Genomic DNA, 24,075 nt, shown 5'->3' on the forward strand with positions numbered 1-24,075 from the left:
AAACCAGATGGCGGATGAAATCTTGCAACAGGGGACGCTCAAGCGAGGGTTGAAAAATCGACACATTCAACTGATCGCCCTGGGTGGCGCCATTGGTACGGGGCTGTTCCTCGGCTCGGCCGGCGTGCTCAAGTCCGCCGGGCCATCGATGATCCTCGGTTATGCGATTGCCGGATTCATCGCGTTCCTGATCATGCGCCAGCTCGGCGAGATGATTGTCGAAGAGCCGGTGGCCGGTTCCTTCAGTCACTTTGCCCACAACTACTGGGGCGGTTTTGCCGGGTTCCTGTCCGGCTGGAACTACTGGGTGCTGTATGTGCTGGTGGGCATGGCCGAGCTGACGGCCGTCGGCAAGTACGTGCAGTTCTGGTGGCCGGAGGTGCCGACCTGGGTCAGTGCCGCCGTGTTCTTCGTGTTGGTCAACCTGATCAACACGCTGAACGTCAAAGTCTTCGGTGAAATGGAATTCTGGTTCGCGATCATCAAGGTCGTGGCCATCATCGGCATGATCCTCCTCGGCTGCTACATGCTGTTCAGCGGTACCGGCGGCCCGCAAGCTTCGGTGAGCAACCTGTGGGACCACGGCGGGTTCTTCCCCAACGGCTACACCGGTTTGCTGATGGCGATGGCGTTCATCATGTTTTCCTTCGGCGGCCTGGAGCTGGTCGGCATCACCGCCGCTGAAGCCAGCGAACCACGCAAGGTCATTCCCAAGGCGATCAACCAAGTGGTTTACCGGGTGCTGATCTTCTACGTCGGCGCGCTGACCGTGCTGCTGTCGTTGTATCCGTGGGATCAACTGTTGCAGACACTTGGCGCGTCGGGCGATGCCTACAGCGGCAGCCCGTTCGTGCAGATTTTCGCCTTGATCGGCAGCGACACCGCCGCACAGATTCTCAACTTCGTGGTGCTCACCGCCGCGCTGTCGGTGTACAACAGCGGCGTCTACTGCAACAGCCGCATGCTCTACGGCCTGGCCGAACAGGGCGATGCGCCGAAAGTGCTGATGAAGCTGAACAAGCAGGGCGTGCCGTTGCTGGCGTTGGGCGTATCGGCGCTGATCACCATGCTGGCCGTGCTGGTCAACTATGTTGCTCCGCACGAAGCGCTGGAGTTGCTGTTTGCCCTGGTGGTCGCTTCGCTGATGATCAACTGGGCGCTGATCAGCCTGACGCATTTGAAGTTCCGCAAGGCGATGGAGCAACGCGGCGTCGTGCCTGGCTTCAAGGCCTTCTGGTCGCCGTACACCAACTACCTGTGCCTGGCGTTCATGGCGGTGATCATCTGCGTCATCTGGATGATTCCGCCGGTACGCCCGTCGGTGTACGCCATGCCGGTGTGGGTGCTGTTCATTTACGCCTGCTACCGGTTGCGCATGGCCAGGCATCGGAACCTGCCAGTGGCTCAGTAACCCCGCAAACGCTTAAAAAAACGCCCCGGCATTCAACCAATGCCGGGGCGTTTTTATTGTGTGCATCAATGACGCGAGCGCTTCTGGATACCTCAGTGTCGAGCACAGACAACTGATGCCGGGCCAAGCCCGATAGGGTGCGGCTTCAGCTCTCCCCCAACGCCCGGAGTCATCATGACCGCACCGATTACCGTTCTTCGCGACACCCATCCGCTGCCCGTACTCGACGCCTGCAAATGGGAAAAACTCGAAGGCGACCCGCACACCGTCAACCTCAACGCCTACACCAGCGAAGACGGCAGCAAGATCATGGGCACCTGGATCTGCACGCCGGGCAAGTGGTACGTGGAATACGTGAAGTGGGAATACTGCCACTTCCAGGAAGGCTACTGCATCATCACCCCTGAAGGCATGGCGCCGATCCACCTGCGTGCCGGTGATATTTTCGTCATCGAACCGGGAATGAAAGGCACCTGGGAAGTCGTGGAAACCGTGCGCAAGTATTTCGTGTTTGCCTGATACAAAAAAACCGGGAAATCACCCGACGTGATTTCCCGGTAAATAACTTTGGGTACATGCAGTCCCCTGTGGGAGCGAGCTTGCTCGCGATAGCGGTGGGTCAATCACCATCAATGTCGACTGTAACGACCTCATCGCGCGCAAGCTCGCTCCCACAATTGTTTGCCACAGCCTTGCTACTGCGGCTTGCGATAGCTATTGATGATCGCCGAGAAGTCGTTGCCACCTTCCCCACGCAAACTCATCGCCTGATACAACTGCTGGGCCACCGCGCCAAGCACCACCGGTTGGTGCGCCTGACGCGCCGCTTCCGTCGCCAGCCCCAGATCCTTGAGCATCAGTTCGGCACCGAAGCCGCCGGTATAACCGCGTGACGCTGGCGCCGTTTCGACGATGCCCGGCCACGGGTTGTACATCTCCGAACTCCAGCAACGCCCGGTGGAGCTGTTGATGATGCCCGCCAGCACCTTGGTGTCGATGCCAAGGGCATCGCCGAGCGCCATGGCCTCGCTGACGCCGACCATGGAAATCCCCAGCAGCAGGTTGTTGCAGATTTTAGCGATTTGCCCGGTGCCGACCTCACCACAATGGACGATGTTGCGGCCCATTTGCGCCAGTACCGGTTGCAGCGTGGCGAACAGTTCCGGGGTGGCGCCGACCATGAACGTCAGTGTCCCGGCCGCCGCACCACCCGTGCCGCCGGAAACCGGCGCGTCGGCCATGGCCACGCCCTGCTTGGCCGCAGCGGCTGCCACGTCACGGGCAGTCTGTGGATCAATCGTGCTGCAATCCACCGCCGGCACGCCTTTGCCGATACCGGCGAGCACGCCGTCTTCACCCAGCCACACACCGCGCACATGCACGGCAGCCGGCAACATGGTGATCACCAGTTCCGCGTCCTGCGCCGCTTCACGGGCCGACGCGCTGATGCTGCCGCCCAGTTGTTCCAGCTCTGCCAGCACGGCTTTGTTCAGGTCGACCAGACGCAACGAATGGCCGGCCTTGATCAGGTTGCGCGCCATCGGCGCGCCCATGTTGCCGAGACCGATAAAAGCGATTTTCATGTCCGGCTCCTTAACGCAGATTGATGGTGGTGTTCACACCGTCGTTGACGCTGTCATCATCGAACCAGCGGCTGGTGACGGTCTTGGTCTGAGTGTAGAACTGCACCACTTGCTTGCCATAAGGACCGAGGTCGCCGAGCTTCGAGCCACGGGAACCGGTAAAGCTGAAGAACGGGACCGGCACTGGAATCGGGATGTTGATGCCGACCTGACCGACGTCAATCTCGGTCTGGAATTTACGCGCTGCCGCACCACTCTGGGTGAACAGGCCCGTGCCGTTGCCGAACGGGTTGGCGTTGACCAGGGCAATGGCTTCATCGAGCGTGGCAACTTCCAGCACCACCAGCACCGGGCCGAAGATTTCCTGGGTGTAGATCTGCATGTCGGTGGTCACACCGGAGAACAAAGTCGGGCCGACGAAATTGCCCTTCTCGTAGCCAGGAACCGAAATCTCGCGACCATCCAGTTCCAGCTTGGCGCCTTCCTTGATGCCGCTCTCGATCAGGTCGAGAATCCGCGCCTTGGCCTTTTTCGAGATCACCGGGCCGACATCGGTGCCCGGCTCGCTGCCGGCATTCACGGTGAGTTTCTGTGCCAGCGCTTTCAGGTCCGGCAGCCATTGCTTGGCCGCGCCCACCAGCACCACCACCGAGGTGGCCATGCAGCGTTGACCGGCGGCACCGAAACCGGCACCGACCAGGGCATTCAGCGCTTGTTCGCGGTTGGCGTCCGGCAGCACCACGGCGTGGTTCTTCGCGCCCATCATCGATTGCACGCGCTTGCCGTGCTTGCCGGCCAGGTCATAGACATGCGTACCGACCGCGGTCGAACCGACGAAGGAAACCGCCTTGATGTCTTTGTGTGTGCAGAGACCGTCCACCACGTCCTTGCCGCCATGCACGACGTTCAGCACACCGGCCGGGATGCCGGCTTCGATAGCCAGTTCTACCAGCAGCATGGTCGACATCGGGTCCTGTTCGGACGGCTTGAGCACGAAGGTGTTGCCGCAGGCGATGGCCATCGGGAACATCCACAGCGGAATCATCGCCGGGAAGTTGAACGGGGTGATGCCGGCGCACACGCCGATTGGCTGACGCAGGGTGTAAGTGTCGACACCGCCCGCGACGTTTTCAGCGAATTCGCCCATTTGCAGGCTGCCAATGGAGCAGGCGTGCTCGACCACTTCCAGGCCACGGAAAATATCGCCCTCGGCGTCGGCAATGGTTTTGCCCTGCTCGGCGCTCAGGACTACGGCGATACGCTTGGAGTGTTCACGAATCAGCGCCTGGAGCTTGAGCATGATGCGCATGCGCGCGCCGATCGGGGTCAGCTTCCAGGTCTGAAAGGCACGATGGGCTGCGCTGATTGCCGCGTCGACTTCTTCGGCGGTGGCGAATGGCACCTTGGCCAGCACTTGCTGAGTGGCCGGGTTGATGATGTCGTGCCACTCGGTGGACTTGGATTCGACCCACTGGCCGTCGATCAACAGCTTGACCTTTTGCACGGTGGTTTCGTTAGGCGTGAGCGATGCGTTCATGTGGGTCTCCTGGACTTGTTGTTATCTAGAGAGCCAAGGCGAGAAAGTCGCCTTGCGATGAGGCGTGTGCCGCGAATTGGTTGTCGGGCTGTTTTTGGAGTATAGATGTGCAAACTTCTAATAAGAACGCACATAAAAGCCGGTCCATCATGCAAAAAAACATTACGTCTTTAGGTTCGCTGAACTGGGATGACCTCAAGTTTTTCCTTGAAGTCGCCCGGACCCGCAAGGCCAGCACCGCCGCCAAGCGCCTGGCGGTCGACTACACCACCGTGTCGCGACGCATCAGTTCACTGGAAGCTTCGTTGGGCACCTTGCTGTTCGAAAAATCCCGGACCAGCGGCTTCGTCCTGACCGCCGAAGGCCAGCGCCTGCTCGGTTATGCCGAGTCGATCGAGAGCACGCTGCACATGGCCTGCGAACAGGTTTCGGGCTCCGGCGTGGCGTTGTCCGGGCATGTGCGCATGGGCTGCACCGAAGGTTTCGGCAGCTTTTTCATCACCCCTCAGCTGAGCCACTTCGTCGACGCCTACCCGGCGATCTCGGTGGACATCCTGCCGCTGCCGCACTTCATCAGCCTGTCCAAGCGCGAGGCCGATATCGTCATCGCTCTGGAACGTCCGGAACATGGGCCGTACGTCTGCTGCAAACTCTGTGATTACCGTTTGCAGCTCTACGCAACCCAGGAATATCTGGACAAACACCCGGCCATCCGCCGCCCGGCAGACCTGGGTAAACATTCATTTATCAGTTATGTCGACGACCTGGCATTCAGCTCGGAGCTGCTGTACCTGGCAAACGTGCTCCCCGGCGCCAGCGCCAATTTGCGCAGCACCAGCGTGATCGCGCAGTTCGTAGCGGCGCAACAAGGGCGATCCCTGGCGATCCTGCCCTGCTTCCTCGCCGCCCAGGATCCGCGCTTGCTGCCCGTATTGCCGCAAGAAATCAACATCACCCGACAGTTCTGGATGTACTGCCGCGAGGACCTGCGCAAGCTCAAGCGAATCACCCTGTTATGGGATTACATCAGGGAAGTCACAGAGCTGAACCGCCCGTTGTTGCTGGGCGAAACACATGTCCTACTGTTCGCAGACTGAGAATCTACAAGGAGTAAGGGAGACCCATCCTAACGACCTCATCAGGCTCTTGGCAACGACTTGTGACAGGGGTTGTGACACCACTTGTGACAGTCGAAAGGGTTCTTACAGTGGCGCATGTGGGCGCGATAAGGACCCCATGCTGGCATTGGCGTGAACACCTGCGCGAGGGCACATGGGGGAACCTGCACGGTGTTAAACAATGAGGTGATGCCTCAGAGATTTGTGTCAAATTTCCATCAGGACTCCCTACGCGACCATAACCAGACCACTACATGGACAGTCACATGGCCAATTCCCGTCTCTCAATACAGGAGGCATTAGGTCATGCTGAGGTTTTACCCGCATTCAGAAGAATTTGAAATGCCTCCCCAATAACCTTTTCCGCCTCTTGGATCTGCTTCAGCACTGCCATGACGTGCTCGTTAATTTCTTCTTCATGAGCTGAATCTGAGAGGTCTCCCAGTAAACGCGACATGCTTTTCAAGCGGCTAACTTGGGAGAATGCGTTGGCAAGGCTGCTATTTACGGCCGAGCTAAAAAGATCTGCCTTGTCTAAAAACTGTGATGGCAAATCAATCATGACCAGTAAAGCTTTGGAAGCGAGATCTTTTCGGGCTTCTTGAGTGTTGAACAAGCTCAGCAGATATGACTGGTCTCCATTAGAACGAACAACTGTACATCTGAGTTTGGCAATCTCGATTTGAGCTGCACCGACAGGGGTAGCCATGATCTGCGCTAAAAGCTGGGCGCTTGCAGTCCGTTCGCGGCCCCTTTGAAATTTGTCATAAAGCCAGACCATCAGTGCAATGACGGCGGCGACTGCGGTCCAGTCAATCTTCGATCCTTCGCAAAGCCACATAAACTTCTCCTCCATTGATAGGCGGAACGATCCTTCTTCCCGCACACGGCAGTCAAGCATGAATCAGCCATTACGCGTTGTAAGAAAGCCCCAATCCACCTTATGGTCGTCTCGCTGTGCTCTTGTAGATCTGTTCAAAGTGACTTGCGCTTTCATCAGGTAAAAGGTTCAGACACGGAGACCTATCGGGGAATCTGCGCACGTATGCGTAGTGAGGTGTTTACTCAGATTTACTGCCAGATTCTCACAGAAACCTAAAAGTGGCTGCGGTGGCTGAAAGGGCCGAGTACGATCCCTATTCGACACAGGAAGGGAGTCCCCGCAATGCTCGAAGGCACAAAGTCGGTTAACAAAATATGGATTGTCTTAGCCATCATACTGACTCTCTTAGGTCTCGCCATTTTTGGCACCTATGCTCATTACCTCCCAAAGATCTCGGATGACCATACGGCATGGAGTAGCTTTGGATCGCTGCTGAGTGGTTTTTTCACGTTAGGGGGCGTGATTGCGACTATCGCAACTCTCTTGTTTTTAAACGCTCAGAACAAGAATCAGCAGGATTTCATTGAGTGGCAGAAGCAGGCTTTATCTTTTGACCAATACATCAATCACCGTAAGCTCTTCATCGAGCGACTCAGCGAGCTGCAAATTGTCTGTAACAACCAGATTCGATTCAGCAACCCTGATCGCCTTTATAACTCGCTATTTCCAAATAATTCACCTACTAAAATATTTTTAACGGTAAAGCCAGATAGGTCGGATGAATCACACAACCTACTTGGCGATCTCGGCAGCCTGCTCGAAAAAGTCGAAACAGATCTGGACAAAGCAGTGTGGGATGGTGTGTCGGCGCGGCAGTTTGCCTTTGATTTAATTATTGTGAAAGACCATTTGCAAATTGAGTGGACAGGTGAAGACTCCGACGGAGACATATTAGTCGATGGCAAAAACACGGGGATTAATATTTACTCCATCAATGAGTTCTGTAGTAAATGCAGTTTAATCTTCGACTCATTCCTACACTACAGCGGGAACGCCCCCTTTAAAGGCTTTATGAAGGGTACTCCACGATATGTCAGGGAGGCTCTGATCGAGTGTTTCTCGCGCCCGTGGAAAGACATACCAATAAAGGCTTTGAAAAGCATTGAAGGCTTGAGCTCTTTGGAGTATCTGCTATTTCATATCGATTCAATGCGAGATGCAAGTGGTAACTGGGTATTGCCCATGACTTACAAAAATCTGGCACGCGCATTTAGTAGCCGAGAGGAAGTTTTGAAACTTCGTGACTACAGCAGACTTTCGCACTTGGTCAAAATAGGCGTACAGGAAGTTGAATGGACATTGGAGCTTTCAGCGAATAACAAGGCCAACCAAAAAACTTTTCATGACTTATTAACTTGCGCTGAAATGTTTAACGCACTGAATGATCTCTTTGAAGCTGACAAACAACAGGATTTTGATTTTTAGTAGTTATGAAAACAAATTCAATAAGCAACAAAGTAGAAATGCAGACGTTAGCCAAGGCCTTCGACAAACGGGCTCCTTGAGCAACTCCAAGGATTACAAGGATTAGGCTAAGGAATCGATAGGTGACAGGGTGGGACACAGGTCTTCCACCGCGTAGCCGATGCATAGGTTATCAGTTACATGCCTGAAGCTGGGGTCGGGCACAGGCTATTGATGAGGACGAGGTAGCTCATCTCAGAAAATACCTCGTTCTCTATCAATACGCTGAGCGACACGAAATAAGCGTTGTTGTTCTTGTTGAGCAGGACTCAGAGAACGTCGAGGCCTCTTCTTGAGCAGGCGCAAAGCAGCTTGACGGTTGTCCTTTTCGCGCTCGACCAGTTGGACCACAGCTTCTTGTACGGAGACACGAGTGAAGTTAGAGCCTTCAAGTTCGAGCCATCGCTTGACGATCAGGTTGGACAAATCGAACGAGTAATGAGACAGCAGCGTGAAGGTCAACTCTTTATCGAGGACCCCCATCGGCTGGAACTTACCTCGAACATCTTGATAATTGGTCTGAACAAACTGGCGGCCCAAATCTGGACTGCGAAACTCCAGAGCTTTGAGCATCTTGGAGATGTCCCGCAGAACGTGCTTATGATTTTTCCCAGTGATCTTAGCTATCTCCAAGGACGACATACCGGGCAGACCGTTGAGGGTCGTTGGGGTAATCACTCCGACCTTGGAGATGTTCTCGAATATGGTTGTGGTGCTGTTGTTCATATCGTATTTCCTTTTAATTTGCCGCCTTGTTCGCACCCACAGTCCGACCCGAAGACCCACGATGGGGGCTATCAAGCAGCAGCAAGGAAGCAAACTAAACGAACTTCGGTGATAACCATGCGACTGGCCTTGGCAACGAGAAGTGTCTCTCAGTGTTGGTGAGGGTTTTTAATTCCGAGTCCAAATGTCGAAGAGACGGCGTTGCGTACTCAACGAGGACCTCGGAACTTTACGACCCTTAAAGGAATGGGAATCTGGGTCGGAAGACCAGTCCCCTACTCAAAGGCTTCATAAAGGAAAAGCGAGGGGAGTGGATGACAAGAACAATATCCAGAGTCCACGTATGGGTCCCCGAGGTGCCCTTAGGGTTATTCTTATACATGCGGCGGTAATTCAAATGGTGCCAAACGTCCGAAGGTCATGATGCAATTTGGCAAGCTCAACAGGACTTGGCTTCGTCAGTTCGTCAACGTCTTCCCATTCGTGGCTCCCAACTTGATGCGTGCCGTTCATCTCATGAACAAGTGACTTGGGTCTTGACTTCATCATGTACGGAACAATCAGTTCGATGGCCTTGACGTATCTTTGGGCGTGCCTCTCTGCTATCCGTAGAACGTCCCCAACCGATTCCGCTGTGACCCTTTCGAGCCCAACAAGGATGGTCGCGATGTTCCGAACAGACAACGGCATGGATTTACCACCCGATCCAGTCGACCGGTCATGCCAGTCCAGTCGTGCGACACCCTCAACTATGTCCAAGGCGAACGCAGGATAACGACCATAACGGGTAGTGCAACCAATGTAGGAAAAGAAGGGATTCGCTATGGACTTCGGTGGTCTGCCTCGAATGCTGGAGGCCGTGCTACGGAATTGATCTAAAACGATGGTCAATGGTGGAGCCCTCAGGTGCCGGGAACACAGGATGTGTCCTCCCTTGTAGTGAGGGTTTTTACATGCCACGGTTTATAAGGGCTGTAGAGGAGGCGTTTCGAGCACTCAGTTCATCAAAAACACGCTTATGCTTGAAATCCGCAGGGCCAAGCCCGTACCAACTCCACAGAATCGACACAGCTATGCCTTCAATTCATCCATACCCACTTGGACCAACGGATAGTCAGACTTTGCAGCGCCAAATATTCAGTCTTGCGGATCGCCGGGAGGACCTCTTCGGTCCCCACATTTGCAGAAAGGGTAGAATTGTGGGGCGTTGCCACCGAGGAGCATCTGATACGCCTGCGCCAGCGTGAGCATGGCAAGGGTTGAGCACATCGTTCTCCCAAGGGAGTCCGTGGGGACACTAATCGAAGTATTTTTCCAATAGTATCCCCAGACAGACGCTATTCCAGCTTAGCTTACTTAGATTGTCTGTACGACATCACAGAGCCAGAAATGGCCTTCAAGTCAGCCCTTATCTGCGAAGATCAGATCGTGTTCAGGGCGCCCCACAAGGACATCAAATTCGATGCCGGTGGGGTCGCTAACTATCGGCGCTCCGGCAGACTAATCGTTTGCACAACATAACAGCAGCCGGTGAGTGTCAGACCTATCAGGCCAGGTAACGCCGCAATTGCACAGTAACCAATCGCCCTGTTCAAGTTCTGCTTGAGGTAATAGGAGGGGATTGCCCATCCATCAAAACTTTGCAAAACAGATAGACCCACATAGACCAAAAGGCTCCCAACAAGGCCGACCAATAAAAGTACTGTTGAAACTGCCAGAGCTTTCCGAAGCGTAATCATCCGATTGACACCTCCATGTGAGAGCTTCCACCAAGTAAACCACGAAGCATCTCAGCGATCACCTCAACGGGAACGCCAGAGCCGTATGTATCAAACGTAATGGTTCCTGAAGCATGTCCCATGACAGCCTGAGCGTGAGTTGTAGGAACCCCCTTGGCCTGCATGAGGGAAGCCAACGAGTGGCGTAATGAGTGGAACGTCAGCCCCTTCGTGAACGTGTCTCCCAGAGCTTCCGGAATGGCCTGTTGGTTTGCCCACCACCCGGCTGTCTTGTAGCCAATCTGAGCCAATGCTTCTGACCCAGAGATCTTGCACGCCTCGACGTACCGCAAGAATGCCGCAAGATCGAACCCGTAGGCACCGTCAGTCAACGGCACCAGTCGCTCGCTACGTTTGTTCTTAATGGACTTGCCCTCACCAACCTCGTTGATGTGGATGACCGTGACACCTGATTCAAGGGTCTGGATATCACTCGTAGTCAACTGAGAGATCTCGTTGAGGCGTCCACCAGTGATAACACCCAGACTTAGCAGCCAGCGCTTCCACAAGGTCTCTGGAAGGTTACTCGCGTACTCCATCACCTTGGTCACTTGTACCTGAGAGAACGCCTTACGCGTCGACTCAAGCCCCTTCGTGAGCTTCAGCTTCTTGTCATATGCCTTAGTCAGATGTCCATTCTCAACAGCCCAAGCGAGAACAGCCGAGAGCTTCACAATCAGCTTGTTTATCGTCGAAGGCATACGCCCCTCAGAGAGGCGATCACGGAGAGCCACAAGGTCCTCCCTTGAGTGGTTCCGTAGGTCCAGCTCCCCCAGAGATGCGGAGAGCGTGCCGTGACACACCTTGGTTTCCTTAAGGGTCGATGCCTTCTGGTCCTGAGCGCGATCCGCCATATAGAGAACTGAGAGGGCCTCAAAGGTCAGTACTGGAGCCTTTACAGATAAGGACAGAGACACGTCATTCATCTGCTTCAACTTTGGCTCAGGATTGCCCTCGAGGTCCCTAATGATCTTCACCAGAGGCACCGAGTCGCCCTGTAGTCGAACCTGAGCAGCAGCCATCACATCTCTCGCCTTGGTCACATGCTCATGCTGATCGACGTTGAGGGACATCGTTGCAGCAATCTCTGTCAGGTTGGTCCTAACGTCCTCGTACAGGTCGCCCCAGTCACGCAGCGAGTGGACATCATGGGAACACGACAAGAGCCCTTCAGCGACCCATAGCAAATGCTCACGAAGCTCTTTCCAAGTGGCCTCAGGGTGATCCAAGTGGAATGACCTAATGGTCTCGGCAAGTCGTCGTGAAGCGTCCATAGCGGCCTTTCTGTCGGAGGTCTTGAGGGAAACGGAGGTGGCCTGCGTGCTGCTGCCTGTCTCTCTAAGGCGCAGATAGTAAATCCCGTTGCGCCTGTAGTGATAGGGCTTAGCGAGCCTTGTGGTCGGCCTGAAGGGAACAGCAGAGTTTGTGACAGCACTTGTAACAGGGTAGAGCTTTGCAGAGGTCATCATGGCGTCAGGGTCCCGGAATCATTGGGTGGAACCCTTACGCCTTGTAGTTCTGGATGTACTGCCGCGAAGACCTGCGCAAGCTCAAGCGGATCACCCTGTTGTGGGATTACATCCGCGAGGTGACCGAGCGCAATCAGGGGCTGTTGATGGGGATCAGCAGGGAAATGCTGTTCGCCGACTAATCGGCGCTCACCACAATCGATACTCGACGGTTTTCAGTGCGCCCGGAAGCGGTGTCATTGGAGGCCACAGGTTCGCTGCTTCCAAGCCCCCGTAACTGGATGTTCTCCTGCTTCATGCCGGCAGCGATCAGCACCGTACCGACGCTTTTTGCGCGACGCAGGGAAAGCTGTTCGTTGTAGGACTCTTTACCCGACGCATCGGTGTGACCATCGACTCTAACGCGCTCGATCCCGACACCCAGCAATGACTTGCCGATGCGCGAGACGATTTCGCTGCTCTGCGCATTCAAGCTATCGACGTCACTGCCAAACAGGACTTTGCCGGACAGGCCGAATGCCCAACCCTCGTCAGTCAGCTCGAAACCTTGCTGTTTCAATACGGCAATCTGCGCCGGGGTCAGGCCTTTTTGCGGCACCGACTGGCAACCGGACAACGTCACCACGGCCATCAATAGAGTGATGGTGAAAAGTCGCAATGATTGTGGAATAAGTGAGAACACGAAAATCAACTCCTGATTTGAACGTCGGCGACAGAGTGCTCCGACCCTGCGGTTTGCTGTGCGCCTCGGGCAAGTCGCTTGGCTTGATACATGGCCGCATCGGCAGCATTGAGCAGAGCGTCCGGTGTCGCCCCATGATCGGGGAACACGGCGATGCCGATACTGAGTGAGGTCAACACTTGGTTATCGTCCGGCAATGAAATCGGTTCTTCCATGCTGGCAATGATTTTGTCGGCAATCCGTTCGGCGTCTTCGGTCTTGTGTAGAGGCGTGAGCAGCACCGCAAATTCGTCACCGCCCAATCGAGCCACCAGATCTTCTTCGCGCAGCTGTGCCCGGACCCGATCGGCCACGGCCACCAGCACCGCATCGCCCGCCGCATGGCCAAAGCCGTCGTTGATTTCCTTGAACCGGTCACTGTCGAGAAACAACACGGCCACCCGCTCATTCAATTTGTGGGCATTGCGCACCGCACGCTTCAGACGACCTTCGAAAAATGCCCGGTTCGGCAAGCCTGTGAGGCTGTCATGGTTGGCCTGGTGAGCGAGCGTTTCGTTTTCGCTTTGCAGGTGAGTCTGCCAAGACTCGAGTTCATCGAGCAGGGCATTGAAGTCGTTGCCCAGATTGTCGAGTTCGGCGATGGCGGCGGCGGGAACCCGTTGGTCGAAGGCTCGCTCGCTGCGTGCGGCGTGAGCCACCGAAGCCAGGCTGCGCAGTGGCCCGGTGATCCTGTGCAACTGCCGACGAGCCAGGTAGAGCGCCACCCAGGCGCTGATTGCCGTGCACAAGACAATCCCCACCAGACCGCTGAGCAAAAAGCGCATCAGGCTGCCGCCATGTCCGGTGAGTTCAATGCTGCCAATTTCCTGGCCCTGATGAACGATCGGCATGCTGATGGGTTTTTCCAGAAACGCCTTGGCCAGTTGCATTTCGAGTGTGGTCAACAACCCGGTTTCCGGTCGCTGCCAGCGCGCCAGCAACTGGCCCCGTGCATCCAGGACTCGGGCATCAGCCACTTCCTCAGTGGAGGCGATCAATGCCAACGCTTCGGTGGCGGCGGCTTTGTCGTTGAACACCACGGCCGCTTCCACGGTGTAGTTGATCGAACGCGCGATCAGGTGCAGGTTGTGGTCGGCATACACCCGCAAGGCCAAAACGCCCAGCAGTGTCAGTGAAACACTGGCCATCGCCACGCCCACCAGGGCAACGATCAAATGACCGCGACCGATGACCGAGTGCAGGCTCGGACGAATACCCGGTTTGAACAAACTCATGGCGCCGCCGGTTTGCGACGGGACAATTGCAGCACGCTCGGATGAATGCGCACACCGCTGCGGGCGACGGAATCGAGATTGACCTCGAAGGACACCTGATCATCCGCAACTCGCAGACAAAACAGACTGCCTACGGTGCATTGATCGTCGCTTTCGCTGATGCTCAGAACAGGACGCCCGATCAGCGAGGCGAATAGCTGACTGCGCTCTTCGCTGGTCAACTTGCCGATGTACACCGCATCGCATTCACTGGCGATGGATGGGTTGTCGGCCAAAAGCCGTTGCACGGTCACGGGCCGGCCCGTCGCTTGAATCGTGCCTTTGACCAGATCATCGGTGTATTCGGTGGGGCCGACCACACACAGGCGAAGTTGTGCTGGCTCAACCGGCCAACGGGCGTAACTGAGAATTCCGAGAACGACCTGGGTAACCGACCTGGCACGCTGATCGGCCATGCCCGGCGGGGTTTGTGGTTGCGCGCATACGGCACCAGACAACAAACAGAGAAGGCCGGCGAGCAATGCTTGTTTGCAGCCAATGACACGCTCTGTCGTCCAGACAGCCACCTTCATGCAGGGATTCTCTTCGATCGTAGCTAAATGATGCCGCAACGATAGCATAGCGCTGGAACCCCAGCGAGGCCGCGCACCACGGCACTTCGGACAGATTCCAGCGCTTATTTCACTCCAGGGTATCGCCGCCCTCTTTTAGTTCCAGCATCAACCCGCTCAAGCGTTTGACCTTGCGTCTCACCGCTTCTTCAAACACACCGGCACGCGGTTCGATCAAGGTGAACCAGTCCTTGGCCCGGGTGATGCCGGTATAGATCAGCTCCTTGGTGAGTACGGGGTTCAGGGCATCCGGCAGAATCAACGCAGTATGGGCAAATTCCGAACCTTGGGATTTATGCACCGTCATGGCGTAAACGGTTTCGACATCATTGAGTCGGCTGGGCAGAACAAAACGCACCCCGCCCTGCCCGTCATTGCGCGGGAACGCCACTCGAAGGACCTGCTTGCCCGCTTCTGGTCCATCACGCTCGGGAAGCTTGAGCGCGATGCCGATATCGCCGTTCATCAAACCCAGGCCGTAATCATTGCGCGTCATCAGCACCGGCCGTCCCTCGTACCACTGCTGATCGCTATCGATCAGTCGGGCCTTGAGCAACGCCTCGGTCACTCGCAGATTCAAACCCTCGACACCCCACGGACCTTTGCGGACCGCGCACAATAGCTGGAAGGCATCGAAGGCTTGCAAGACTTGTCGAGCCCAATCAGTCCAGCATGAATCCTCCAGCGGACTGTCGAGCGCTGGTCGCTGATTGCGCAGCAGGCTCAAGTAATGCCGATAGCCCTGCGGTCCATCGCCATGACCTTCGAGCAACAAACGCTCCAGCGCCCGATCCTGTTCATTCTTGAGGGACAGGCAAAACACATCGCCGTGACTGCGCGCCGCCAGCAACTTGCGCGCCTCTTCGGGCTGCTGCTGGTTGACCCAACGGGCCAACTGGCCAATGCCGCTGCCTTCGCCAAACCGGCGCGAGTGGCGCAGCATCACCACTTGCTGGGCCAGTGGATGAGTGCCCAGGGTGTCCTCCTGCAACCCGCTTGTCTCCAGGCTTTCGCCGCTGACCGCCTCCAGCCACTGGCGTGTCTGCGGGCTGTACCAGCCAGCTTCGGCATCGCGACATAAATCGCCCAGCACCGCACCGGCCTCTACCGATGCCAATTGATCCTTGTCCCCCAACAGCACCAGTCGGGCATGGGGTGGAAGCGCGTCGAGCAGATTCGCCATCATTTCCAGGTCGATCATCGAGGCTTCGTCCACCACCAGCACATCCAGCGGCAAGCGATTCCCCGCGTGGTGCCGGAAATGTCGCGTACCGGGACGGCTGCCAAGCAGGCGGTGAACCGTGGTGACGTCTGACGGGATTTTGTTGCGTATGTCTTCGCTGACTTTCAGCGTCTGGACCTGCTGGCTGATCGACTCGGTCAGGCGCGCTGCGGCTTTACCGGTCGGCGCGGCCAGCCGAATGCGCAGCGGCTTGCCAGCCTCCACGGCCGGTGCCTGGAGCAACGCCAGCAAACGCACGACCGTGGTGGTCTTGCCGGTGCCCGGACCACCGGTGACGATACTGAAAGCGCCACGTGTAGCGAGAGCACAGGCAAGTTTCTGCCAGTCGATCACTTCACCGGGTTTGGCCGGACCGAACAGACCAGTAAGGCGCTGGAGCAAGTCGGCCGGTGTTGCTTCGTGCTCCGCCAGACGCTGACGCAGCGAGTGATCGATACGCCGCTCGTATGCCCAGTAGCGGCGCAAATACAGCCGTTTGCCAGACAACACCAACGGCCGTTGCTGCGCGGCCTCACGCCCATCAGCCGCCAGGGCGACCAGATTGCTGGACGCCAGCACCTTGCACCAATGCGCGCCGTCCAGCGCCTCAAGCAATTGCGAGGGCAGCAACATCGCGCCACTGTGCAGATCACCTTCCGGTGGCAGCGACAGGGCGAAGTCCGGTTCTTTCAATGTCTCGAACAGGTCCAGGCAGACATGCCCGTGGCCCAATTGGTGACTGGTCAACGCCGCCGCCAGCAACACCAACGGATCATCATCCGGCGCCAGTTCATGAAGGAAGGCAACGAAGGCTTTGTCCAGTGCGCGCAACCAGCCACGCTCGACCCAGCGCGTGAGCAACAGCAGCAAATCCTCGGCGCGATTCAACGGGGCGAGGTCAGCCAGGCTGTCAGAGGCCAACGGCGTGGGCAACAGATCGGCGAAGGTGCGGCTCATAGCAATACTCCCTGTTCCCACGCCGGTTCGACCTTCGGCTCCGCCTTACCTTGAAACATCCGATCCAGTCGCTCGATCAGCTCTCTCGGCGGACGGGCGAAATACACGCCCTGGCTGGGCGCGCGAGTACCGCGCAGGAACAGATACAACGCGCCGCCGACATGCCGGTCGTAATCGTAATCGGCAAGTCGGGCCTTGAGCTGGCGATGCAGGGCCAACAGGTACAGCACGTATTGCAAGTCGTATCGGTTGTCGAGGATCGACTGCTCCATGGCTTGCTCGGTGTAGGCCAGATCGTCGATGCCGAGCCAGTTGGATTTGTAGTCGGCGACGTAGTAGCGGCCGTCGTGTTCGAACGTCAGGTCGATGAAGCCCTTGAACATTCCGTTGAGCAACACCGGTTCGGCAGCCATCCGGGCCACACCGTTGTGCGTGTATTGGCACACCAGCGCATCGAGCTTGAGTACATCGACCTTGTGGCTGGCGAACCAGAACTCCATTTCGACCTGGTATTGGGTCAGCTGCTCAAGCATCACCGGGGGTTGCCCGACACCAACAGGCATCGGTGACTTGAGCAAATGCTGCAGCCAGTCGCTTAGCGTGGTTATCCAGCCTTCCCAGCCGCGACGATTACAGCGACGAGCGATGGCGTCCTCCACGGCCTGCGGTGTGGCGCCGAAACCTTCATCGCCAGCCCATTCGAGCAAGCCATGGAGGAAAGTGCCCGGATTCGGACCTCGCGGGAATCGATGGATATCCGCGCCGCCGGCAACCATCTCCCGGGGAGCCTGCGGATCGAGACGTTCATCGTCGAAGAGCTTCTGTGCCTGCGGACTCTCGGGCGCCTCATCACTGCCGATGCTCAGGCTGTCGCTCAGGCGCAAGGCGCTGTAAGAGGCGATCCACCAGTTTTCACTGGCCTTGCGTTTCGGAATCAACGGGGCAAGCAATGCCGCTTCGTTCTGCGGTGGGTGGTAATGCTCAGCCGTAGCTTCAGGCATTTCGCCGTAGCCCAGCGCAGGACAGTCCTGTTGCAGGTCCTGCAGCCAAGAAGTGGGTCCCGAAGACTCGCTCAATGCCGCGCCGCCGCCCAATAGATAACCCAACGCCGAAAGATGCAGCACCGAGCTGTTGTTATTGCCACGTTTGAGGTCCGTCACCCCCAGCCAGCAGGCATGTTGCGCCCGTGTCAGGGCTACATAAAGCAAGCGCAGGTCTTCCGCCAGTCGCTCATCATCGGCCAGGGCAATCAACTCGGCGGTCGGGCTCAAGGTCACTTGGGCCTTGCCGGTGGCGTCGTGGTAATGCAGCGGCAAGCGGCTGCCATCCACGGGTTTCGCCGAGCAAATGAAAGGCAGGAATACCAAGGGATACTCAAGCCCTTTTGATTTGTGGATGGTCACGACCTTGACCAGTTGCTCATCACTTTCCAGACGCAGGATTTGCTCTTCGCCGGCCTGACCGGACAGCGCCAGATGCTCGGACAAATGACGGATCAGCGCTTGTTCGCCATCAAGCTCGGCGGCGGCCTGTTGCAGCAATTCGCAAAGGTGCAAAAGGTTGGTCAACACCCGCTCGCCATCGCTGCGCGCGATCAATGCCTGGGGCAACTGGAAGTCATGCAGCAAGCGGCGCAGCATGGGCAGCACGCCCTGCTTGCGCCAGATCTCGCGATAGCCGCGGAACTGCATGACCCGTGCTTCCCAGGCCAGTTCGTCCTGATTGAGTCGTTCCAGTTCCGGCAACGAAAGATTCAGCGTAATGCAGGCCAATGCGGCGCGCAGGGGGCGTTCGACATCCGGTTCGGCGCACGCTTTTAGCCACGTCAGTACATCGTGGGCTTCCTGGGCAGCGAACACCGAATCCTTGTCCGACAGATAGACGCTGCGCACACCGCGCGCAGAGAGCTCGGCACGCACGGCCTGCGCTTCCTTGCCATCGCGAACAAGAATCGCGATATCCGCAGGAAGCAGCCCTTTGAAATCCTTGCCGTCTCGCACAAAACCGGCCCGCCCCTGTTGCCCACCATTGAGCAATGCGGTGATTTCACTGGCACACGCGGCAGCCAATTGTTGTCGATACACCGCACCGGACAATGGCTGCTCGGCAGGCAAATGCCAGATGTTGAGCGCGGGCACGACCTGACCGCCGATGTGCAGAACCTCTTTGCGACCCTGGGACTCAACGGGCAAAAACGGTACCGGGTTATCGCCATTGCGTTCACGAAACAGGAAGGCTCCGCGCCCCGCTTCGCGAGTCTCGGCGCGTTCAAACACATGGTTCACGGCGCTGACCATGCCGTGACTGGATCGGAAGTTGGTGCCCAAGGTATGCAAGCGGCCAGAAGTCGCCTGACGGGCGCGAAGGTAGGTATAGATGTCGGCACCGCGGAAGGCGTAGATCGCCTGCTTCGGATCACCGATCAGGAACAGGCCGCTCTCGGGATTGTTGTCTTCGATGCGATAGATGCTCTCGAAGATCCGGTACTGCACCGGATCGGTGTCCTGGAATTCGTCGATCAGCGCCACCGGAAACTGTTCGCGGATCAAGGTCGCCAAGCGCTCGCCACCATCGGCTTGCAATGCTGCATCGAGGCGTAGAAGCATGTCGTCGAAGCCCATTTCCGCACGACGACGCTTTTCTTCCTCGAACCGTGCGCCGACCCAATGGGCGGCGTGTTGCAGCACGGCGGCGTCCGGTGTCGGCAAACCATCAAGACAGGCTTTCAGAGCGGGCATTGCGTCCAGCCCCGGATGGTTGGGGGCTTGGCCTTTCTTCCAGGCTTCCGCCATTCCGTCGGGAGTAAGCCGCGTGAAGCCGGTGCCAATGTCCAGTTGCTCAAGGGATTCGTCTTCTGCCCAGGCTTTGATCTTCTCGAACCAGGGCTCGAAGTAACGCGCCTGCATCTTGCGACCGTCGACACTCTTGCTCGTGACGCCTTCGTGGCAGATGGCGAGCAATTCATCAGCCCATTGCCGCCAAGGCATTTTGAGTTCCAGCAATGCGACCCGTCGTTCCTGCAAACACTCGGTGATCAGCTCGGCAGGTTCTTTGCCTTCAACGTTGTCCCGCTCGCTGGCAAACAGTCCGCGAACACGCGGCAGCAACGCCGCCGGGCCACCCCAGTTGCTACGCACCCAATTCAGCGCATCGCCCTGCATCGGGTAACAGAACAGACGCCAGTAGTCGCGCAGGACTTCACCGAGCAAATCGCTGTGATCGGTTTCCAGGGTCTGGGTAAACAGGCTACCACTGTCGAAGGCGTGTTCGCGCAACATGCGCTGGCACCAACTGTGAATTGTCGAAACGGCGGCCTCATCCATCCACTGCGCGGCGATGTCCAGGCGATTGGCGCAGCCGGGCCACTGCTCCGGCAGGTACTGTTCACGCAGTTCGGCAATCAGGCCGTCGGGTGCCGGAGTTTCATCGCGGAAAAAACGGGCGGCCTCAGCCAGGCGGGTACGAATACGCTCGCGCAGCTCTTTAGTGGCGGCATCGGTGAAGGTCACGACCAGGATTTGCGGAGGCAACAATTCACGCCCGAAGCCATTGTCTTCCCCGCCATGGCCGAGGACCAGGCGCAGGTACAGCGCGGAAATAGTGAACGTCTTGCCGGTCCCGGCGCTGGCTTCGATCAACTGACTTCCGCGCAGCGGGAATGCAAGGGCAAGCGGTGTCTTGGTGGTCATGAGCGCGCCTCCTCGCTGGACATCGAACGCCAAGGGGCTTCAAGCAACGGTCGGTAGAGCGCATTGCACCAATCGACGAAAGTCTCGTCGGCGACCAACGCATCGTAATCGGCAAATTGACGAGCCAGCGCAACGCTTTCGCGTCGTTCACCGTCCGTGGTCAATCCATCGCCCTCATAGGCCTTTCGAGCTGCCGCTTCAGCTTTGACCGGTTCGGTTTGACCGAGCCAGGCGAAGGCTGTCTTGACCGCAATCGGCAGTGGTTGACGCATACCGGATTGCCAGGCTTGCAACAGGTCGCCCAGCATCCGTCGTGCTGAGTCCGCCTCCATTGGAGCGAGTAGCAGACTGTCGTCACTGGCCACCAACGCCGTGGTCATCGACAGACCGCTGGCACACGCGACCAGATGATTGACCCAGGGCCGCGTCAGGCGATGCCATTTACGCGACTTGATCGAACCGATGCTGTTGGGGATCGTAGTGACGGACAGCAAACCACCATCAGCCCGTTGATGCAGGCCGCTGAGCCAACCTTCAAGGCGCAGGTCATGCAACTCCAGGCTCACCGGTAGAGCACTGGTCAATGGTGTTGGCCATAAAGCCAGAAGCTGCTGGTAACGCTGCAGCAGATCCGGCAACGGCTCGATCAGTTCTCGCTGAAGGCACTCGCCAAATCCGGCCATGGGCAACAATCCGCTGTTTTGCAAACGCCGGGCCTGCGCTTCAAGCGCGTGATCGGTGTCATCCAGATCAGCCAATGCAGCTTCGAGCAAACTGTCGCTGAGGCTATAGCGTTGCAAGGCGTCGAGCACAAAGGGCTCCTCATCCGCCAAAGGCACTTCGGCGGCCTCGAAAAACACCTTCAAGCGCTGACTGAAAAAATGCCGCACCGGGTTGCGCAAGAAGTCCTGGAGTTGCCCTAGACTCAGCGGCTCCTCTTGTACGTGAGGATCAAGGATCTCGACATCCGTCGCTTGCGCCGTAGCATGGTGAAGTACCTGCCATTCATTGGCGTAGCTGAACAACTCATCGCCTTCATGGAAGTAACGGGCACTGAAAGGTTGCAGCGGATGCTCTTGAGTGATGGCTTCAAGCAGGTCTTCGTCGACATCGCTCAATCGCCAGCCACTGGCAAGGTGGTCACGGAGTTGGCCGATCAGTACCGACGCAGGGCGCTCGCTATTGTCGCGAATGCTGCGGCCAACCCAGCTGATATAGAGCTGGTCCCGTGCCGACAACAGGGCTTCGAGCAACAAGTAGCGATCATCTTCTCGCCGCGACCGATCGCCGGGGCGGTAGTCACTGCCCATGAGGTCGAAGTCCAGCGGCGGTTGCGCACGCGGGTAGTCGCCATCGTTCATACCCAGCAAGCACACCAGTTTGAAGGGGATCGCTCGCATCGGCATCAAGGTGCAGAAATTCACCGCACCGGCGAGGAAACGTTGGGACAAACGCCCCTGATCGAGACCGGCAAGCCACGCTTCACGGACGACAGTCAGCGGTAGCTCATCTTGCAGGCCTACCGATTCACAATTCTCGAGCCAGGCTTCGCGCAGCTCTTCCAGTTGAGTCAGCAAGAAGTCGTCGTGCTCGTTACTGGCCTGGAAGAACAACGACACCAATGCCTGCAAGCGCAGGCTCCATTGTTGTGGCGACGCCGGCTGCGTGAGTTCCTTATGGGCAACTTCCAACGCATCCAGCAGCGCAACCAACGGGCCGATGAGCGCAGCGTCGAGACCACCGATCTCATCGTAAGGCTCGATTCCGGCACAAGCGTTGGCACTGCCGACGGCATAACCCAGCAACATGCGTCGCAGGCCGAAACGCCAACTGTTTTGCTCCAGCGCTTCAGGTAAACCGAGGCCTGCACGCTGCTCGGCATTCATACCCCAGCGTATGCCTGCGCCTTCAATCCAGCGGTGCAGGGTCGGCAGGTCACGCTCCTCGACACCAAAACGGGCACGTAGCGCCGGCACGTCCAGCAGGTCGAGGATTTCACTGACCGGGAAACGACTATCGGGCAGCTTGAGCAGATGCTCGACAGCGATCAGCAGTGGATCGCGCCCGCGCTGGCCTTGGTCAGCCAGCGTGAAGGGAATGAAGCGCGGATCATGACGCTCCAGTTGACCGAACACCGCCCGAATATGCGGTGCATAACTGTCGATATCCGGGACCATCACGATCACATCGCGAGGACGCAATTGTGGATCGGCACTGAAGCGCGCGAGCAACTGATCGTGAAGGATCTCTACTTCACGCTGAGCGCTGTGAGCGATGTGAAAACGAATCGACTCATCTTTCTCAAGATCTACGGCTGGCCAGCGTTCGCGCGTCTCGTTCAGTGGACGCAATTCAAGGATGTCGTCCTGCAACTGGTTGAGCATGTTCAGAGGCAAGCTGTCGCTGAACAAATCGATGCGACCGTCGCGAAACGCCGAGCGATAGCTGTTGGGATCGTCGTAGCTGTCGAGCAGGTTGATGTAGTCGCGCCCCTGCTTGCCCCATGCCGCCAATAATGGATGCGCGTGCTGATGAAGGGTTTGCGGATCGAGGACAACCGGCATGCCACTCTTGCGAGCCTGTCGTTTGTACTGATGCCGCAACAGGTCCTTATCGGCAACGATGTCCGCCCAGTGGTGACGACACGGGTTATGGACGCACAGCAGAACCTGACTGAATCGAGCCAGCCCGGCCAAGGCTTCCAGAGCTTGAGCGGGCAGGGAGGAAATCCCGAAAACAATCACTCGGGAGGGCAATCCATCGGGGGCGACGTCGAGACTGTTGATGCGCTCGATAAACCGCTGATGGACACCGGCACGGCTCTGCGCCATACCTTCGTCACCGACATCCAGTAGCAGCGCACGCCACAATTCTGCCTGCCAGCAATTGGCCGGGGTCAGCGGTTTCGTTTCACCTCTGCCATTGCGTAACTGATGACGACCTTCCGCCCAGTCTTCGAGCCAGTCGGCGCGGTACACCTGATATTGGTCGAACAAGTCCGCCAAGCGTTCGGCCAATTGATAGCGCTTGCGCAGATCAGTGTCGTTGGTAAGAAATCGTTGTAGCGGTTCGAAGTGCGGTTGATTGATCAACTGCGGGAGCAGACGCATCAGACGCCAGGTCAGCGGGGCTTTGTCGAGCAGCGACTTGACTGGAATTTCATCACGCCCCAAGACCATGCGATAAAGCTGCCACATGAAGCTACCGGGTAGCTGCACGTCGATGGCGGCGGCGATTCCGCAGCCGCCCATGTCGTCATCTTCAGCGTCTTCGGCCAGTGCCAACTTTAGCCATTGGGCTATTCCGTTGCTCTGCACCAGGGCGATTTCATTTTCCAAGGGAGCCAACGGATAACGCCGCATCCAGCTGACCACCAGGCTGCGCAATTCGTCCAGGCGGTTGCCGTGAACCACCATAAAACCAGCACTGAGGGACGTCGCGTCCGGCATAAAGGCTTCCTTGGAAAATACAAATGCTAGGGCCAAACCTTAGCATTGTCGGGAGACTGTGACAGCGTGGACCTGTCCGATGTTGTTGTACGAACTTTCCTGCGGACAAAACAAAACCCCAACTGCTTTCGCAATTGGGGTTTCGGAATTTAATCTTGACGATGACCTACTCTCACATGGGGAAACCCCACACTACCATCGGCGATGCATCGTTTCACTGCT

15 protein-coding genes and 1 pseudogene are annotated in these 24,075 nt (G+C 57.3%); 5 read left to right on the plus strand and 11 right to left on the minus strand.

The features are described 5' to 3' along the window. Positions 1 to 7: 7 nt before the first annotated feature. Both ACM110_RS28540 and ACM110_RS28545 read left to right on the plus strand, forming a co-directional pair. Complete coding sequence (locus ACM110_RS28540; RefSeq protein ID WP_416130413.1) at positions 8 to 1,411, plus strand: amino acid permease; 1,404 nt, start codon at positions 8 to 10, stop codon at positions 1,409 to 1,411. A gap of 174 nt (positions 1,412 to 1,585) precedes the next feature. Then, on the plus strand, positions 1,586 to 1,930 hold the full coding sequence (locus ACM110_RS28545; protein ID WP_007900627.1) for a cupin domain-containing protein: 345 nt from the start codon (positions 1,586 to 1,588) through the stop codon (positions 1,928 to 1,930). Between the two features lie 176 nt (positions 1,931 to 2,106). Here ACM110_RS28545 and mmsB read toward each other — a convergent pair whose 3' ends face one another. Both mmsB and ACM110_RS28555 read right to left on the minus strand, forming a co-directional pair. Next, positions 2,107 to 2,994, minus strand: coding sequence for a 3-hydroxyisobutyrate dehydrogenase (mmsB, locus tag ACM110_RS28550; protein WP_416130414.1), 888 nt, complete (start codon positions 2,992 to 2,994; stop codon positions 2,107 to 2,109). A gap of 10 nt (positions 2,995 to 3,004) precedes the next feature. Beyond that, positions 3,005 to 4,531 (minus strand): CoA-acylating methylmalonate-semialdehyde dehydrogenase, encoded by a 1,527-nt coding sequence (locus ACM110_RS28555; RefSeq protein ID WP_338584583.1) that lies wholly within the window; start codon positions 4,529 to 4,531, stop codon positions 3,005 to 3,007. Positions 4,532 to 4,680: 149 nt separating this feature from the next. Here ACM110_RS28555 and ACM110_RS28560 point away from each other — a divergent pair, with 149 nt between their 5' ends. Then, positions 4,681 to 5,628, plus strand: a complete 948-nt coding sequence (locus ACM110_RS28560) for a LysR family transcriptional regulator (protein ID WP_416130415.1) — start codon at positions 4,681 to 4,683, stop codon at positions 5,626 to 5,628. A gap of 325 nt (positions 5,629 to 5,953) precedes the next feature. Here the strand turns inward: ACM110_RS28560 and ACM110_RS28565 are convergent, their stop codons facing one another. Further along, positions 5,954 to 6,550, minus strand: coding sequence for a hypothetical protein (locus ACM110_RS28565; protein WP_416130416.1), 597 nt, complete (start codon positions 6,548 to 6,550; stop codon positions 5,954 to 5,956). Between the two features lie 264 nt (positions 6,551 to 6,814). On the opposite strand from ACM110_RS28565, the gene ACM110_RS28570 reads away from it, so the two are divergent. Continuing rightward, complete coding sequence (locus ACM110_RS28570) at positions 6,815 to 7,957, plus strand: hypothetical protein (RefSeq protein ID WP_416130417.1); 1,143 nt, start codon at positions 6,815 to 6,817, stop codon at positions 7,955 to 7,957. A gap of 234 nt (positions 7,958 to 8,191) precedes the next feature. On the opposite strand, the gene ACM110_RS28575 is transcribed toward ACM110_RS28570, so the two are convergent. Together ACM110_RS28575 and ACM110_RS28580 are read right to left on the minus strand one after the other, a co-directional pair. Further along, on the minus strand, positions 8,192 to 8,722 hold the full coding sequence (locus ACM110_RS28575) for a Rha family transcriptional regulator (protein WP_416130418.1): 531 nt from the start codon (positions 8,720 to 8,722) through the stop codon (positions 8,192 to 8,194). A gap of 1,735 nt (positions 8,723 to 10,457) precedes the next feature. Beyond that, complete coding sequence (locus ACM110_RS28580) at positions 10,458 to 11,969, minus strand: tyrosine-type recombinase/integrase (protein WP_416130419.1); 1,512 nt, start codon at positions 11,967 to 11,969, stop codon at positions 10,458 to 10,460. 47 nt (positions 11,970 to 12,016) lie between these two features. Between ACM110_RS28580 and ACM110_RS28585 the strand changes: the two are divergent. Further along, a pseudogene (locus ACM110_RS28585) lies at positions 12,017 to 12,151 on the plus strand (LysR family transcriptional regulator); the annotation flags it as partial. Here the strand turns inward: ACM110_RS28585 and ACM110_RS28590 are convergent. The 6 genes from ACM110_RS28590 to recC all read right to left on the minus strand — a co-directional run bounded on the left by ACM110_RS28590 (position 12,148) and on the right by recC (position 23,853). Then, positions 12,148 to 12,600: an OmpA family protein gene (locus tag ACM110_RS28590; protein ID WP_416130426.1), complete on the minus strand. Its 453-nt coding sequence runs from the start codon at positions 12,598 to 12,600 to the stop codon at positions 12,148 to 12,150. The pseudogene ACM110_RS28585 and the gene ACM110_RS28590 overlap by 4 nt on opposite strands. A gap of 56 nt (positions 12,601 to 12,656) precedes the next feature. After that, on the minus strand, positions 12,657 to 13,925 hold the full coding sequence (locus ACM110_RS28595; RefSeq protein WP_416130420.1) for a diguanylate cyclase domain-containing protein: 1,269 nt from the start codon (positions 13,923 to 13,925) through the stop codon (positions 12,657 to 12,659). Next, positions 13,922 to 14,497: a YfiR family protein gene (locus ACM110_RS28600; RefSeq protein ID WP_416130421.1), complete on the minus strand. Its 576-nt coding sequence runs from the start codon at positions 14,495 to 14,497 to the stop codon at positions 13,922 to 13,924. The genes ACM110_RS28595 and ACM110_RS28600 overlap by 4 nt, the downstream gene beginning before the upstream one ends. Positions 14,498 to 14,606: 109 nt before the next feature. After that, complete coding sequence (gene recD / locus ACM110_RS28605) at positions 14,607 to 16,715, minus strand: exodeoxyribonuclease V subunit alpha (RefSeq protein ID WP_416130422.1); 2,109 nt, start codon at positions 16,713 to 16,715, stop codon at positions 14,607 to 14,609. Next, positions 16,712 to 20,404 carry an exodeoxyribonuclease V subunit beta gene (gene recB, locus ACM110_RS28610; protein ID WP_416130423.1) on the minus strand — a complete coding sequence of 1,231 codons (3,693 nt, stop codon included), beginning with the start codon at positions 20,402 to 20,404 and terminating at the stop codon, positions 16,712 to 16,714. The genes recD and recB overlap by 4 nt, the downstream gene beginning before the upstream one ends. Then, positions 20,401 to 23,853 carry an exodeoxyribonuclease V subunit gamma gene (recC, locus tag ACM110_RS28615; protein ID WP_416130424.1) on the minus strand — a complete coding sequence of 1,151 codons (3,453 nt, stop codon included), beginning with the start codon at positions 23,851 to 23,853 and terminating at the stop codon, positions 20,401 to 20,403. Before recC ends, recB begins: the two co-directional genes overlap by 4 nt. Positions 23,854 to 24,075 lie beyond the last annotated feature (222 nt).

Source organism: Pseudomonas sp. NFX98, assembly GCF_047784845.1.
Taxonomy (GTDB): domain Bacteria; phylum Pseudomonadota; class Gammaproteobacteria; order Pseudomonadales; family Pseudomonadaceae; genus Aquipseudomonas.

Coding starts and splice junctions, on each gene's coding strand:
- recB (WP_416130423.1), bottom strand. CDS start 20,404: ATGACCACCAAGACACCGCTTGCCCTTGCATTCCCGCTGCGCGGAAGT.
- ACM110_RS28545 (WP_007900627.1), top strand. CDS start 1,586: ATGACCGCACCGATTACCGTTCTTCGCGACACCCATCCGCTGCCCGTA.
- ACM110_RS28575 (WP_416130418.1), bottom strand. CDS start 8,722: ATGAACAACAGCACCACAACCATATTCGAGAACATCTCCAAGGTCGGA.
- ACM110_RS28580 (WP_416130419.1), bottom strand. CDS start 11,969: ATGATGACCTCTGCAAAGCTCTACCCTGTTACAAGTGCTGTCACAAAC.
- ACM110_RS28595 (WP_416130420.1), bottom strand. CDS start 13,925: ATGAGTTTGTTCAAACCGGGTATTCGTCCGAGCCTGCACTCGGTCATC.
- recD (WP_416130422.1), bottom strand. CDS start 16,715: ATGAGCCGCACCTTCGCCGATCTGTTGCCCACGCCGTTGGCCTCTGAC.
- ACM110_RS28570 (WP_416130417.1), top strand. CDS start 6,815: ATGCTCGAAGGCACAAAGTCGGTTAACAAAATATGGATTGTCTTAGCC.
- ACM110_RS28590 (WP_416130426.1), bottom strand. CDS start 12,600: ATGGCCGTGGTGACGTTGTCCGGTTGCCAGTCGGTGCCGCAAAAAGGC.
- mmsB (WP_416130414.1), bottom strand. CDS start 2,994: ATGAAAATCGCTTTTATCGGTCTCGGCAACATGGGCGCGCCGATGGCG.
- ACM110_RS28600 (WP_416130421.1), bottom strand. CDS start 14,497: ATGAAGGTGGCTGTCTGGACGACAGAGCGTGTCATTGGCTGCAAACAA.
- recC (WP_416130424.1), bottom strand. CDS start 23,853: ATGCCGGACGCGACGTCCCTCAGTGCTGGTTTTATGGTGGTTCACGGC.
- ACM110_RS28555 (WP_338584583.1), bottom strand. CDS start 4,531: ATGAACGCATCGCTCACGCCTAACGAAACCACCGTGCAAAAGGTCAAG.
- ACM110_RS28565 (WP_416130416.1), bottom strand. CDS start 6,550: ATGCTTGACTGCCGTGTGCGGGAAGAAGGATCGTTCCGCCTATCAATG.
- ACM110_RS28540 (WP_416130413.1), top strand. CDS start 8: ATGGCGGATGAAATCTTGCAACAGGGGACGCTCAAGCGAGGGTTGAAA.
- ACM110_RS28560 (WP_416130415.1), top strand. CDS start 4,681: ATGCAAAAAAACATTACGTCTTTAGGTTCGCTGAACTGGGATGACCTC.